At 35.9% G+C, this 14190-nt stretch carries 14 protein-coding genes; 3 read left to right on the top strand and 11 right to left on the bottom strand.

What is annotated here, in order from left to right; translation table 11 throughout:
* The first annotated feature begins 379 nt into the window (after positions 1-379).
* Together IGJ52_RS00360 and IGJ52_RS00355 are read left to right on the top strand one after the other, a co-directional pair.
* The gene (locus tag IGJ52_RS00360) at positions 380-1867 is read left to right on the top strand and encodes a helix-turn-helix domain-containing protein (RefSeq protein ID WP_002419425.1); all 1488 of its coding nucleotides are present in this window, start codon (positions 380-382) and stop codon (positions 1865-1867) included.
* On the top strand, positions 1861-3345 hold the full coding sequence (locus tag IGJ52_RS00355) for a helix-turn-helix domain-containing protein (protein WP_002383479.1): 1485 nt from the start codon (positions 1861-1863) through the stop codon (positions 3343-3345). Before IGJ52_RS00360 ends, IGJ52_RS00355 begins: the two co-directional genes overlap by 7 nt.
* Positions 3346-3554: 209 nt before the next feature.
* Here IGJ52_RS00355 and IGJ52_RS00350 read toward each other — a convergent pair whose 3' ends face one another.
* From IGJ52_RS00350 to IGJ52_RS00315, 8 genes are all read right to left on the bottom strand, one after another.
* Positions 3555-3734: a hypothetical protein gene (locus IGJ52_RS00350; protein ID WP_002381345.1), complete on the bottom strand. Its 180-nt coding sequence runs from the start codon at positions 3732-3734 to the stop codon at positions 3555-3557.
* Between the two features lie 20 nt (positions 3735-3754).
* Complete coding sequence (locus tag IGJ52_RS00345) at positions 3755-4990, bottom strand: MFS transporter (RefSeq protein ID WP_002356101.1); 1236 nt, start codon at positions 4988-4990, stop codon at positions 3755-3757.
* Positions 4991-5356: 366 nt separating this feature from the next.
* Entirely contained in the window at positions 5357-5599 is a 243-nt protein-coding gene (locus IGJ52_RS00340) for a GlsB/YeaQ/YmgE family stress response membrane protein (protein WP_002356092.1), read from the bottom strand.
* A 23-nt stretch (positions 5600-5622) separates the two neighbouring features.
* Complete coding sequence (locus IGJ52_RS00335; protein WP_002383482.1) at positions 5623-6183, bottom strand: Asp23/Gls24 family envelope stress response protein; 561 nt, start codon at positions 6181-6183, stop codon at positions 5623-5625.
* A gap of 58 nt (positions 6184-6241) precedes the next feature.
* A complete protein-coding gene (locus IGJ52_RS00330) occupies positions 6242-6754 on the bottom strand; it encodes an Asp23/Gls24 family envelope stress response protein (RefSeq protein ID WP_002383483.1) in 513 nt (170 codons plus the stop codon).
* 12 nt (positions 6755-6766) lie between these two features.
* Positions 6767-6958 (bottom strand): DUF2273 domain-containing protein, encoded by a 192-nt coding sequence (locus IGJ52_RS00325; protein ID WP_002356087.1) that lies wholly within the window; start codon positions 6956-6958, stop codon positions 6767-6769.
* A 12-nt stretch (positions 6959-6970) separates the two neighbouring features.
* The gene (gene amaP, locus IGJ52_RS00320) at positions 6971-7543 is read right to left on the bottom strand and encodes an alkaline shock response membrane anchor protein AmaP (protein ID WP_002381343.1); all 573 of its coding nucleotides are present in this window, start codon (positions 7541-7543) and stop codon (positions 6971-6973) included.
* Between the two features lie 12 nt (positions 7544-7555).
* Complete coding sequence (locus IGJ52_RS00315) at positions 7556-8449, bottom strand: SDR family oxidoreductase (protein ID WP_002367586.1); 894 nt, start codon at positions 8447-8449, stop codon at positions 7556-7558.
* Positions 8450-8722: 273 nt separating this feature from the next.
* On the opposite strand from IGJ52_RS00315, the gene IGJ52_RS00310 reads away from it, so the two are divergent.
* On the top strand, positions 8723-9376 hold the full coding sequence (locus IGJ52_RS00310; protein WP_002356081.1) for a Crp/Fnr family transcriptional regulator: 654 nt from the start codon (positions 8723-8725) through the stop codon (positions 9374-9376).
* A gap of 41 nt (positions 9377-9417) precedes the next feature.
* Here the strand turns inward: IGJ52_RS00310 and IGJ52_RS00305 are convergent, their stop codons facing one another.
* From IGJ52_RS00305 to IGJ52_RS00295, 3 genes are all read right to left on the bottom strand, one after another.
* On the bottom strand, positions 9418-10335 hold the full coding sequence (locus IGJ52_RS00305) for a helix-turn-helix domain-containing protein (protein ID WP_438791820.1): 918 nt from the start codon (positions 10333-10335) through the stop codon (positions 9418-9420).
* Positions 10336-10881: 546 nt separating this feature from the next.
* Entirely contained in the window at positions 10882-13221 is a 2340-nt protein-coding gene (ygjK, locus tag IGJ52_RS00300; protein ID WP_192444897.1) for an alpha-glucosidase, read from the bottom strand.
* A 178-nt stretch (positions 13222-13399) separates the two neighbouring features.
* Positions 13400-14098 (bottom strand): N-acetylmannosamine-6-phosphate 2-epimerase, encoded by a 699-nt coding sequence (locus IGJ52_RS00295; protein ID WP_002370615.1) that lies wholly within the window; start codon positions 14096-14098, stop codon positions 13400-13402.
* Positions 14099-14190: the final 92 nt, after the last annotated feature.

The raw sequence follows: 14190 nt of genomic DNA, 5'->3' as shown, positions 1-14190 counted from the left end.
ATCCTTTCTTATTTGTACTAGTCCTTCTTCCACTATACCGTTTTTTTAAACTTTTTCACAAGAACTGCTTAGACAAAAAAGCCTATTTGTATAAGCTATTTAAGCTAAAAAAACAACAGACTTAAATTGTCATTTTTGTTATTTAAATGTTTTATATAAACCATTTGTTTTTCTTAATAATTTGTTTCTCTATCATTTTTTGTCCGCTTTTTCTTTTATTTGACACATTCAGTTCTTCTTGATTTTTAAGAATAGATACAGTAGCATAAGAACAACTAGTTCTTTCACTAACAATTATCGAATGTTACTTAGAAAAGAATGTTCTATCTGTATTATCTGAAAAATCAAACAATCGTAACCAATTAGAAAGGTGGTTATTATGCATAACTTATTAACCAAGCAGGAAATTCAGTTGCTTTCCCTAATTGAATACTTGTATGACAGTAAAGAAAAAGTCCCCATGCAAGTACTCCGGCGAAAATATGAATTTTCCCATTACAATATCAATAATTTATTGAATCAATTAACTTTATTAATTTCTCGAGTCAATACACATGAAAATGTACATATTCGCATTATTAATAATCAACAGTCCATAGAATTAGTCGCCGATGAAAATATCCCGATTGAGTTAATGAAAGAAGCCGTGGTCCGCGGGTCGTTAACCTATATGTTAGCCTTAGATTTACTTTTAAAACGTTACACTTCAGCCAAAGATTTTTGTGAAGAGCATTTCATTAACTTTTCTATTTTTAAACAAGTTAGTGACCGTTTAAACAATTATCTAGCTAGATTTAATTGTTATTTAAACTTAAAAAGGCGAGAAAAAATTTGTGGTGCTGAAAAAGATTTTCGCAGTTTCTTTTACTCTCTATTTTTCATTTCAGGAACGTCTCTTGTTCCTTTTTTATCTAAAACCAATCAAGCGCAATTACAGAATTTTATTGAAATTATCAAAAACCGTTATCCTTACTTTACATATACCGATTTACGCAAATTAAAATTAATTATGTCCATAGGTTTACTCCGTTATCAATCTGATTTTACAATCAGCGATTATCCTGAAATTGCGGCAATCAATTTAGCCATTCCTTATTCAGAATTTCAATTATTAGTGAATGATTGTTTTATTAATGAACAACAAGAACCCGACACTTGGCGGGCTGAAATTCGTTTCTATTATGATTTTTTCAGTACATTAACGATGTACTCGCTTGAACAAATGGAAACCATTAACTTTGCTAACTTAGCAATCATGGGAATGGATAACAGTCCCCACGTCACTTGGATTTTTGAAAAATGTACGCAATTACAGTTGGATTTAAGCGCAATAGAAGTTGTCTTTTTGTTGGTTAATTTATCCAATGCCAGTGAGCGTCTCATCCATTTTCCTGTGGAAGAGGAGTTGAGTTACGAAATTGCTAATGTCTCTTTGTATGAAAAGCAATACCCAAACGTTTCACGAACAACTAACTATTTCTTAAAGCGTTTGCCTTTTGACAAAGAGCACCCACTAGATGCGTTATTTAAAGAAACCATTTTTTTAATTATTCGGAGTGTTTTATTAAACAAACAAATTCCGGTTAAAATTTTGCTTCATTCATCTATTAATCAAATACAAGAAAATTGGTTAGCAAAGGAAATCAATAATTATTGTGATGTTCCTTTGAAATTCGTCAATCATATTCAAGAAGTGCCTGACTTAGTCATTACCGACAAAAACAATCCACTTTTCCATGCCAGTAAAACCTTTTATTGGCATCCTGTTCCTTATTTAGACGAATACCATAACTTAAAACAAGTCGTCCGCAAAATTTATTTTGCCAAATTACGTGGGGAAAATAGTTTGGAGGGAATTGGATGTTAACAGAGTTACTTGATGTACCTTATCGTAAAAGTTTTGCTCTTTTAGAAGAGTTACTCGAACGTCGTGAAGCAGAAGAACAAACATTGGCGATTTCTACTTTAGCCACCCAATTAAAAATGCAACAAACTACCATTCTACAGTCCGTGGCTTTGCTCCAAACAGAAATTGAAGAAAACGGCTGGGAGAACTTATTTTCTTTATCAGCAACTGCCAAAGAAATCACATTTTGGTTTGCACCCTATTTCCAACTGTCGTTTTTGATGCCCTACTTTGTCAAAAAAAGTTTCGCGTATCAAGTGCTGACCTATGCCTTTAACCATAATGCAATTGATAGCAAACATTTTGAAAAAGTTTTAGAAATTTCTTCGTCAACCTTTACACGAAAAATTGGTCAACTAAACCAATGGCTCCAAAAATATCAGATTGAAATCAATTTAAAACGTACCAACGTGTTGGTGGGCAAAGAAAAAGATATTCGGATTTTCTTTATGATGCTTTTTTGGAACAATTACTCTGAAGAGGATTGGCCATTGCATACAATCACAAAAAAAGAAGTCCATAGTCTCTTTCGACGTTTAAAACATTCTGTTTCTTTCAATACAACACAAGATTTTACAAAAGACTTGATTTTTTCTGCGGTGATTTTAGCGCGTTGGAAAGAGGGCTTTTTTATCAAAGAAACTTTCGTAGAGGAAGAAGCGATTGTTAATCCCTTTGTTAATCTGAATGAATTTGAATTATTTTTTAAAGAAGAAGCCTTACACCAAGTTCCAACAAAATTTATCCAAAAAGAAGGCCTTTTTGCCTTTTTCTTATTGACGATTAGTGTCAGCTACGCCACACAAGATATCTTGGAAATTCCAGCAGCACGGATGCATATGGTCCAACTATTAGGCTCGCCCATTAAAGAGATCATTTATCAACTGACGTCTTTTTATCAAATTAAATTGACATTTCACGAGTATCTTTATCTGTATACTTCTATCCAAAATTTAAGTGTCTTTTTTAAAACCTTTGTCACGATTGCCAATCCATTTGTGCAAGAAAGCTTTTTAAAAGAAGCACTTCAAAAAAATCCGAGTCTCTACAAAGATGTGAAGCGACTTACAATTGAAATGCTTCCAACATTGATGGGCAATGAAAAATTGTTAGTTGACTGCTTGTTTATTCTTTTTTGTACACTGAAAACGAAATCTTTACCACCGATTCGTGTCTTAGTACGGACCAACCAAAGTAACTTAATTTTAGATACCCTTTACGAAAAGCTAAGTAAAGCCGTGGATAAAAAATTAATTTTTGTCGCTTCACCAGAAAAGCCTTTCGATGTAATTATTACAAATATCTTTTCAGAAATTAGTGTCAAATCAACGATTCCTACTTATTATGTTGATTTTTCCGCTAGCATTGGTGAACTAGCGCAGAGCTTAGAAAACTTAAATACACAAATTGTCACCAAACAAAGTCCACGCCACTTTTAAAAGTTTTCACGTGAAACATTTTAAGTGTTAAAAATAAGCAAGAGACATAAGTTAACATAGCTTATGTTTCTTGCTTATTTACTTTAAATTAGAAAAAACGCCAAAAGGTAGCAGTTTTTCTGCTACCTTTTGGCGTTTTTTACGAAAATTTTCAATGTTCCACTCTAGTGATACCGAAACGTGGAACGTTCATTTACTAACTACTCATTTTACATGACGTTGTTATTTTCTGTCACCAATTCTAGCTCTTGCAAGTAATGATCCAAAGTCGCGTGATGTTGATCGACATCGGCTAACTCTGTTTCAATTTTAGCTAAACGCGTGTTCATGCGTTGAATTTCCGTTAGTGTTTGTTGTAAAACGTTTAAAATTCGTTCATCGTTAGGCATTGAAATCACTCCTTGTCCATTTATAGTTCTGAGCCGTGTTCAATCTCTTCAATCGTTTCAAGAGACAAATCTTTGGCATCATTTTTAGCTTTGTGGAAGACCATATATAAAATGGTACAAACGATTGGGATACAACCTGCTAAGAAGTACATTTGTTGGAATGACATAAAGTTACGTAACTCACCTAAAACGTACGGACCAACCCCTAATCCAAGGTCTAAACCGATGAAATAAGTCGATAAAGCAATCCCGATACGGTGAGGACTTGGGCTTTCTTGAAGACAAACCGCTTGGCCATTTGACATGAAGGTACCATAACCTAAGCCAATTAACCCACCTGAGACTAATAACATCCAACCAGACGTAGTCATACTTAATAAGAATAAGCCTAGTGTTAAGAAAATGTAGCTCGGATACATGACGTAGCGTTCACCTTTGACATCGAAAATCCGACCTGTTGAAGGACGTGTTAGGGTAATCACGACCGCATAGACGATAAAGAAGAAAGTGCTGACGTCAACTAAATCGATTACTTTGACATAAGAAGATAAGAAAGATAAGACACTTGAATAAGCAAGACCCATTAAAAAGGCGATAAATGTAATAAATAAAACTTTCTTTTCAACAAAACTATCAAAGTTCCATTTAGATAAAGCTTCACGATGTTCAGGTGTTAACTCAATATTTTTCACTGGGAAAATGAAGCAAGCAATGGTTGTTAACAAAATTAAAATAATTGAAAAGTTAATAATGACATGGAAGTTGGAAACATTTAACAATAACATCCCAATAAATGGCCCAATGCCGGCTGCTAAACTAGTACTCAACCCATAATAATTGATCCCTTCCCCTTTTTTATTTTTAGGGATATAGGCGGTAACAATTGCGTTGGTCGCTGTCGAAACGGTTCCGTAACCAAACCCATTTAAAAAACGGACCAAATAAAGAATACCCATGCTTGGCATATACATATACGCAACAGTCGTTAAAAGATAAAACAAAGCCCCATAACGTAAGACTTGTTTGCGCCCAATCAGTTCAAGGAGTTTTCCCATGAAAAGTCGTGCAAGCAATGTCCCGATGATGTAAATTCCTGAGGCCAAACCCGCTTGACCTAAAGTAGCGTGTAAGCTATCTTGCGCAATCACCGCAATAATAACCATTAACAAATAATAAACAAGATAGACAATGAAATTAATCACTGTAATGCTGATAAAGCCTTTATTCAAAAGCTTTGTTGGTGTTTGTTCTGTCATAATTCTTTGAATTCCTCTCTCTTTTGTTCTGTTTATTTTGTGTTGCTATTTTTCAATAAAAGACCGCTATCCCCTCACTTTGATGACTTATCAAAAAATTTTCTGAAATTCATTTGCAGTTATTACTATACGAGATATCCGTTACAAAAAAATGTAAATTTGTGAATGATAAACGTTATCTACAAATAACTTCAACAAATGTTGTTGATTTTTGTTGAAAACTCAAAAATGACTAATGATTTTAATTAAAATAAGCTCTTAGCTAATTGCTCAAAATTTACTTTTCATATGATACTTCCTCATACATAGAAAAAGAAAAATAGGGCATAAGTCGAAACGACTTATGCCCTATTTTTTAAACTTTCTCTATTTTCGTCCTAAAATCCATGAAACGATGGCAACTAAAATCACTGCCCCGATAATCGATGGCACAATAGCCATCCCAGCTAAGCTTGGTCCCCATGTGCCTAAAATGGCTTGACCAATTGTTGAACCAACTAACCCTGCAATGATATTGGCAATAATGCCCATCGATGATCCTTTTTTAGTAATTGCTCCAGCGATTGCCCCAATGACACCACCGACAATTAATGCCCAAATAAAGCCCATGATTGTTTCCTCCCTTTAACTGTTTATTCTACACGTGGTTCCATATTTTCTTTGACTTGTTCTGTTCCTTTATTCACAGCTTTTTTTGCTTTTTCTGTTTGTTCAGAAGCAAATTCACCGGTACTTTTGGCAGCGCCTGTGACTTTATCTTGAACCGTTTCGCTATCTTCTTCGTATTCTTCTTTTGATTTGATATCAACTACGTTAACATTCACTTCAATCACATCTAAGTGGGTCATTTTTTTCACTTCACGGCTGATTAATTCTTTCATTTTTTCGTAAATGTCTTGAATATCTTTGCCGTATTCTACCACGATATCCATATCAACAGCGACTTGTTTTTTACCAACTTCGGTATCAATACCAGCTGTGACGTTATCTGTGTTTACTAATTTTTCAGCAATATTTGAGAAAAAGCCGCCATCGACTGTCAATAGACCATCAACATTTTCTAAGGCTAAACCGATAATTTTTTGAACGACTTTATCTTCAAATGTTAATTCACCTTTGATTGCATGATTTTCTGGTGTGTGTGGTCCGTTTCCTGCTGGTTTTGGTACATTATTGAATTTTTCGTTACTCATGGTTCATTCCTCCTAGTTTCTTCTATTATTGCTTTATTTTTAATAAAATAATAACCCATTATTGAACACGAGGTGCCGTGTTTTCTTTGACTTTTGTCTTGCCTTTAGTTACCGCATGTTTGGCTTTGTTGGTTTGTTTTGACATAAAACTACCTGTCGCTTCAGCGGCGTTGCCAAGTTTATCTTGGACTGTTTCACTTTCTTCTTGGTACTCTGCTTGTGTTTTGATATCTACTACGTTGACATTGACTTCGATTACTTCCAAGTGAGTCATTTGTTGGACTTCACGAGTAATAACCTCTTTCATTTGATCATAAATGGTCTCGATATCTTTCCCATATTCGGCTACAATGTCCATATCCACTGCGACTTGTTTTTTGCCGACCTCGGTGTGAATGCCTGTTGTAACATCTTCACTGTTAATCATTTTATCTCGTAAATTCGAGAAAAAACCACCGTCCACAGTTAACAAACCGTCGACTTCTTCCAAAGCAATGCCAATAATTTTTTGGATTACTTTATCCTCAAACGTCAACTCACCTTTAACAATCGATACATTTGCATTTTCCATAGCCAAAACCTCCTATTTATGATGAAAATAATTTTTGACAATGCCTGTCTGTTCCAAATACAAACCTAGCCAAATACCTAGTCCTGTCAGGAGTACCACTAACAATGTTTTAAAGAAGCCGATTGACAGAAACAAGATTGCAAAAACCAAACCGACTAGGCCACCAATTAACGGAACGGCATATTGTTTTATCCATTCAACCATTGTACATCCCTCCTACTCCACACGTGCTTGTGTTTGCTGTTGTTGTGGTCGTTTCATTGATTGAATATCTTCAAAATGAACATCAATCGTAATCTTGTGACCAGTTCCCACCAAACGAGCAAGCCGTTCTTCCATTGTTTTTGACCAAGCTTCTGTTTGTCCAATTAAATCCGCCGTTCGTTTCAGTGTGCCTTTGACATTGACCTTAATGCGCCGTTTTGTCGCCTTTACACGAATGGTTGGTGCTTCCAGAAAGTCACTGTCTTGCAAGCTAGAGCGTACAAATCCTTCGATGGCTTTACGGTGTAACACTAACTTTCCTTGCTCTTCTTTTAATTCAAACGTGCCTTTTCTTCTTGGGAATAAAAGAATGAATAAAAATAGAAAGAGCATAATTCCTAGTAAAACCAGCGCTACCCAAAAGATTGCTTGACGTGCGTACTCGTTGTCTTGCAAGAACCATTGGACATTATCTGGTGGTTGCCAAGCTGTATCGGCTGACCAAGTGGTAATGGCCACCGCGCCAAATAATGCCATTAAAATCAGTGAACCTAGAAGCAAAAGTATTTTAACAACTTTATTCACGGAACATCCCTCCTAAAGATTAATTGCTTCTCCACCAGTTACGCCATAAACTTGAGCCGTAACATAACTTGCATCATTGGACGCCAAGAAAACATAAACAGGGGCTAATTCAGCAGGCTGACCCGCACGTTCCAGTAAAGAATGTTGCCCAAATTCTGGCAACTCTTCAATTGGTTGTCCATGATCTAACTGTAACGGTGTCCAGATTGGTCCTGGAGCCACGCCATTTACCCGAATGCCTTTTGGTGCCAGTTGTTTTGCTAAACCAACGGTAAAGTTGGCAATTGATGCCTTCGTTGCTGCATAATCCAACAAATGCTCACTGGGATTAAAGGCTTGGACGGAAGTCGTTGTCACAATACTACTTCCGGCAGGCAAGTGAGGCACTGCTGCTTTGACAATGCCAAACATCGCAATAATATTGACATGGAAAGTGTCTATCACTTGTTCCATTGGTAATTCTTCAATAGCGGCACAGGAAATTTGTTGGGCAGCATTTAAAACAAGGGTATCCAAGCCGCCTAATGCTTCACGAGCTTGTGCAACCAATTCTTCAGGTGCCTGTTTATCTCTTAAATCTGCTGGCAAAAGAAAGACTTTTCGGCCAGCTTCTCGTATATAGTGCGCCACTTCTTCGGCGTCTTTTTCTTCACCTGGGAAAAAATGTAAGGCAATATCTGCACCTTCACGAGCAAAAGCAATCGCCGCCGCTCGTCCAATCCCAGAATCACCGCCTGTAATTAATACCCGACGATTTTCTAATTTGTGATTTCCGACATAGCTGTCTTCCCCACAATCTGGTTTAGGAACCATTTTGTCCTGTAATGCGGGAGTTTCTTGATCTTGTTGCGGAAATCCATCACTATAAAATAACTTTCTTGGGTCTTTTAAGTTTGGTTCTGTCATGAAATCTCCTCCCTTTCTACTATTACCTTAATACAATTTTTTCTTTTTGAAAAATATTTGAGCACATAAAATAAAAAAAATATTTTTAATACTCATTAAGCGAAATTTTTGGCAAAATTATCTAAAAGCTGATTTTATTTTTCAAAATAGCGTTTAATTGACCTTTTTTATCAACATTTGTTATTGACATATGATGTCCAATTCGCTTAAATAAGAAGGAAGCCCAACAGGCAAAAACAAAAATATTTAGAGATAATTGAGGAGTTACCGCCAATGAGAAATGTTTTACAAGACTACTTAGATGAACATTCTTTTCGAGTCGTTGTAAAAAAGAAGAAAAATTATTTAACTTATGAAGGACTGCAAGATCGTTATGCCTATATTTTAAAAAGTGGCATCATCAAAACTAGCGTTATTTCCAAAGACGGTCGTGAATTTAATTTACGTTATATCAACAATTTGGAAATTGTTTCATTGCTACGTGATGAATATTCAGAATTTATTGATGCACCTTTTAATATTCGCATCGAATCTCCACAAGCAGAACTTTATCAAATCGACCGTGTTCAATTTTGGCGGGATATCAATAATAGTAAAGACTTGCAAATGTATGTCAAAGAATACTATCGGGACCGTTTAATGCATTCCATGAAAAAGATGCAGCAAATGTTAATGAATGGCAAATTTGGGGCCGTTTGTACACAAATCTATGAAATGTACGATTCATTTGGCGTAGAAACAGAGGAAGGTATTTTAATTGATTTCGTGGTGACCAATGAAGAAATTGCGCATTTTTGTGGGATAACTTCTGCTAGTAGCGTTAACCGGATGATGCAGCAACTAAAAGAGTTAGGGGCAATCGAACTACGTAACCGCAAAATTTTGATTAAAGATTTAGATATGATTAGAGATAACATTATTGTTTAACATCAGCACCCCCCGCAAGTTTGACCTTGCGGGGGTGTTTTTTATTTTTCAGTGACAATATTCACAGGAAATTGTCCATAATCTAAATTAAATGTCCGCCCAGCCGTCAGCTGAAGCATTTCTTTTTTCATGCCTTCCGCCAAACGTACATCGCCAAAACTTTCAATCATATCGATAACGGCGATCACTTCTTTATAGTATCTCATTTTGCCAGTGTACAGATAATACGTAAGGTTTTTTAAGTAACGTAAGTTAAAATGAATATAGTAAATTTCAGCAGGAATCGTGGTAACACTCATTAGCGCTAAATACTCCCGGGCTTTCGCATAATTTTTCTTATAAAGTTGCGCTGTAATGATATTTAGATAAAAACCATAGGCGACATTTAATGTTTGGGTATCACGTAATTCAGCATCTTTGACAGGAAACATCTGCTCAAGAATCTGAAGGACTTCGTTTTCAGAAAATAACGCTCCTGTATTAGTCACCATTTGATAATCGTAATATGTATAGTAGCTTTTGCTAGAGATAAGTGCTAGAATTGCCATTCGATCAGGTTCGTCAAATTCTGGAATTTCCTCCCAATCATTACTGAAAGTTAGCTTAATATCTGTATAAATAGACATCTCCACTGCGTTTTTGTGGGGATTGCGCTCTAATTGATAAAAGTAATGAATCAGGTTCTTTTTTTCACTTGTATTGTTCACTCCCATTTGACAACATTCAATTTGATGCATAATTTTAGATGAAGCCGTACTTCTTGTTTCAGAGACCATATGAAAAAATTCATTAAAGGTAATCCCCAGTGACTGTAATGCTGTCATTAAATCCTCGTAACTTAGCTTGGCTTCACCAATTTCGATTCTTCGATAGGTTTGTTTCTCTTTTTTTGGTAAAACATCTTTCTGAGCAATTTTTTTCTTTTTTCTAAAATACTTTAATGCCTCTAACACATCCATAATATGCTCCTTTCTATTAATAAGTTAATATTAAGTATTATTTTTTTTATTAACTAAAATATAATATTTTATAAAAAATTATTTTTACGAACTTTAATATTACCAAATAATCAAATAATATATTTGTTTAAATTATTTTTTTGCACATTATAATTGTTAGACGTCAACAAATTTAAAAAAACTTTTCTAATTCGTTCTTGAAGAAACTAAGATATCTGTCTTATAATGAAATTCAATATAACTTAGAGCAGGAGGTGTCGCAATGTTTGGTTTCAATATTAGTTTATTTCTTATTACTCGGTTCCGTTAAACCCACTCTTCACTAATCATTGTACAATCAATTCCATCGAATATCTATTTCATTTTTATTAAATAACATTTTTAATAAAAGTACATATATTTTTATTTTTAGATATTTTCTTTAATTAAATGAAATATATTTATTAAAACAAATAAATTACATTCAATTAAATTCAGAAGGAAACAGATTGTAGCAAGTGAAGAAAAAAACAGCTCTTGAGTGATATTTCCTCAAGAGCTGTTTTTCTATTTTATCTCAAAAGCGGTTTGCGTTGTGGGGTTATTACTTAATAAGGTGTTTTTATACAGTAAATAGTACGCTGCTGCTGACCAACTAAAGTTTTTCGTACTTAAGCCCTTCCCTGTCAGTGGATCATAATTTTCATGAATAGGGCCTTCTCCCATCAATCCTTCGGCATGTAAGAAGAGTTTTTGTGTCATTTCTTTTGCTTCTTTTGTATAGTCATAGTTTTGAAGAGCTTCTACACCAAACAAGGCTTGATCAAGCCAAACTGGTCCTCGCCAGTATTTCGTTGCAGCAAATTTTTCATTGTCTTTGGATGCCGTTGGGAATGGCATAAAGGTATTAAACATTTCTTGATTCATCATGTTTTTCTTAACTGCCGCCGCCTGTTCTTTGGTCGCTACTTTTGCCCAAAGCGGCAACCAGCCTTCTGTTCCTTTGCCACGATTGACTAACAATTTTGTTTTCGAGCCGTCTTCATTTATTTGTAAGTCATAGAAGAAGCCCGTTTTTTCATCAAACATATTTTCTTGAATATATTTTTTTAGTTTCTTCGCTTCTTTTTGATAGTTCTTATAGTCCTCTTTTTTGCCTAGTTCTTCTGCTATCGAAGCTAAATAGCCCTTTTCAGCGTAGAGATACGCATTCAAATCCACTGATTCTTGATTAATCGAATACCCCACTACTTTTCCTTTATTTTTATTTTCAAAAACTTTAACTCCGTCATCGCCTTTGCCCACACCTTCTTTGTCAAACCGTGTAGCGTTATCCATACCACTTTCCCACGCGGCTGCTTCAATAACAGCATCATCGTCCACTTTAGGTTGGCCATTTTTATCTTTAATGATTTGATCCTTGTCGTCTTTTTGCCAGTGGGCATCACTGACCATGCTTCCATATTCTGCTATCCCATTTTTATTGTGGTCTCGGTTGGTATACCACCAATTGTGATAAGCTACAAGTTTGGGGTACATTTCTTTTAAAAATTCCTTATCTTTGGTTTCTTGATAAATATGCCAAACTGCCCATGCAGCCAATGGTGGTTTAGAATTTCGTTCATTCCAGTTGCCACCTTCACCACCACGCGCACTGTCTTGATTGTAAAAGACAGCATCAATGATCGCTCCTGCATCTTGTGGACGTACGGTATCATCTTTTTGAATTTGATAATCAAACAAGGCCCGCATATTATTTTTAGCTAACTCAGGATTAAAATCAGCCGTTGCTACATCCGCTTTCCACGAATCCCAAGCCCACATACCAATAAACCATTTATAAGACATGGACGGAACAATCCCGTCATGCTTAAAGGCACCTGCCGCACTTCGCCAATTGGTATTAATCGTTTCAATCGATTTGACTAGCGCATTTTGATATTCAGGAAATTCTGCTGTTTTCTTTTGATCAAACGTTTTATCTAGATATCCTTGCCATCTTTGCTTGTTCTCTTTGAAATAGCGTGCCGCATTTTTGGTATATTCGGGTGCTTGTTGTTGTTCCTTTGCCTCTTCTTCTTTTGTAAAAGTATAGCTTTCTGTCGTATAGGTGTTGTACGTTTGTTTAGGCTTCAATTCAATTGGTTCAGCGGTCGCTGTATAATTCCGATTATCAATTTTTGTTGAAACTTTATCCGCATGATGAATCGTATATTTTGTGTCTTTCGTAGCAAAATAATTCCACGTTTCTCTGACTTCACCAAAATTCACTTGAATGTCATTGTCTTTAGCAGTTAAACGAGTGCCAATATCTAAGGTTTCCGTTCCCTCTTGAATTTTGTCAAAGACCGCACCTGTCCAGCTTGCTTCAAGTGACAAGGGATCTTCACCAGTGTTTTCAAGTGTCGTTTGGATAAGCGCCGTTCGATTGCTGACAAAAATTAAAGCTAAATGAATCGTTACATCGTCTAATTCATAGGTTTGCTCTAGGCGCCCAGGATAATAAGACAGGTCCATGCGGTTGCTTTGGCTTAAATCATAGGTTTCTCCCGTTTTTTTATTTTTGACCGTTAATTTGTTTAAACTTGCCGCCAAGTTTACTGGATATTCTTCCGCAATAATCAATGGCCCCGCAAAACCCCCCAGTAGCTCTTTATTGCTTTTTTCAGGTAAATAGTAGCCATGCCATGCACCTAAATCAGAAAAATTATTAAAATAATTGGTATCGTATACGCCATTCGTCCGTTCGGTTGGTGATGCACTCACATCTAAAACATTCGCAAATTCATCAACTTTTGTTCTTTCAACACTTGCTTGCACTTCCCCGCTTAACGCAAAACAGCTGACTACGGTGATTCCTAACGCTAACCAAGTAGACACCCGTTTCTTTTTTGATAAACCCTTCATAAAACCCCTCCCATAAAAATGATAGCGCTTTATACACTGATTTATTATCAGCAAGGACTATGCCAAACGGAGTGTATCCCTTTTCATTATTGAAAGATTCCACTTTCTCTAGAAAAAAAGCGACCGTATTGAAGTGTATTGATCAAAAAATAACAAGTGTATCGATAGTGTATTTAGTTTATGCTTGATTCTGTTTTATTTTCGTAGCTTCCACAAATTTTTCAGTAATTTTTTGCGGTCGTGTAATAACAGATCCCACCACCACGCTATAAGCACCTAGCTCCAGAACACGTTGGACTTTTGCTGGCGTATCAATCATTCCTTCTGCAATGATTGGTGTAGTAAAATGCTTCTTTGCTTCTCTTAACAGTTCAAAATCATTTTGTTCAATCCGCTGATTTTCACTTTGCGGCGTATAGCCGACTAACGTTGTGCCAATATAATCAAAGCCTAACTCCGCCGCTTCAATCATCTCTTCCAGCGTGGAACAATCCGCCATCCATTCTTGGTTAGGATACTTTTCTTTTATTCTTTTGAAAAATGTGGCTAACGTTTCGCCATTTGGTCGTTTCGAATGGGTTGCATCGAGAGCGATAATTTCTGGCTGAACAGCCATTAATTCATCTACCTCACGCATAGTTGCGGTAATATATACTTCTGCGTCAGGATAATCTCGTTTAATAATCCCAATGATTGGTAAATCTACCTCTTTCCGGATTGCTCGAATGTCTACCACAGAATTTGCTCGAATGCCTTTAGCCCCTCCTTGTTTAGCGGCCAAAGCCATCTTGGACATGATAAAAGAACTATGCAACGGTTCGTCTGCCAACGCTTGGCAAGAAACAATTAATGCCCCTTTGATTTCTTTATTCAACATTGATCCCTCCAATTTAAAAGCGATTACAAACACAGTATACCTACAACAGCTGAAATATGCCACTCTCCCAAATAAGAACAAACGTTTCACGT

Source organism: Enterococcus sp. DIV1758 (genome assembly GCF_051711985.1).
GTDB classification, from domain to species: domain Bacteria; phylum Bacillota; class Bacilli; order Lactobacillales; family Enterococcaceae; genus Enterococcus; species Enterococcus faecalis.
This window is presented reverse-complemented; position numbering and strand designations above follow the sequence as displayed.

Bases quoted from the DNA above. Each gene is read 5' to 3' on its own strand.
- IGJ52_RS00355 (WP_002383479.1), top strand. From the start codon at position 1,861: ATGTTAACAGAGTTACTTGATGTACCTTATCGTAAAAGTTTTGCTCTT.
- IGJ52_RS00305 (WP_438791820.1), bottom strand. From the start codon at position 10,335: ATGGATGTGTTAGAGGCATTAAAGTATTTTAGAAAAAAGAAAAAAATT.
- IGJ52_RS00340 (WP_002356092.1), bottom strand. From the start codon at position 5,599: ATGGGCTTTATTTGGGCATTAATTGTCGGTGGTGTCATTGGGGCAATC.
- IGJ52_RS00295 (WP_002370615.1), bottom strand. From the start codon at position 14,098: ATGTTGAATAAAGAAATCAAAGGGGCATTAATTGTTTCTTGCCAAGCG.
- IGJ52_RS00315 (WP_002367586.1), bottom strand. From the start codon at position 8,449: ATGACAGAACCAAACTTAAAAGACCCAAGAAAGTTATTTTATAGTGAT.
- IGJ52_RS00310 (WP_002356081.1), top strand. From the start codon at position 8,723: ATGAGAAATGTTTTACAAGACTACTTAGATGAACATTCTTTTCGAGTC.
- IGJ52_RS00345 (WP_002356101.1), bottom strand. From the start codon at position 4,990: ATGACAGAACAAACACCAACAAAGCTTTTGAATAAAGGCTTTATCAGC.
- IGJ52_RS00360 (WP_002419425.1), top strand. From the start codon at position 380: ATGCATAACTTATTAACCAAGCAGGAAATTCAGTTGCTTTCCCTAATT.
- ygjK (WP_192444897.1), bottom strand. From the start codon at position 13,221: ATGAAGGGTTTATCAAAAAAGAAACGGGTGTCTACTTGGTTAGCGTTA.
- IGJ52_RS00325 (WP_002356087.1), bottom strand. From the start codon at position 6,958: ATGGTTGAATGGATAAAACAATATGCCGTTCCGTTAATTGGTGGCCTA.
- IGJ52_RS00350 (WP_002381345.1), bottom strand. From the start codon at position 3,734: ATGCCTAACGATGAACGAATTTTAAACGTTTTACAACAAACACTAACG.
- IGJ52_RS00335 (WP_002383482.1), bottom strand. From the start codon at position 6,183: ATGAGTAACGAAAAATTCAATAATGTACCAAAACCAGCAGGAAACGGA.
- IGJ52_RS00330 (WP_002383483.1), bottom strand. From the start codon at position 6,754: ATGGAAAATGCAAATGTATCGATTGTTAAAGGTGAGTTGACGTTTGAG.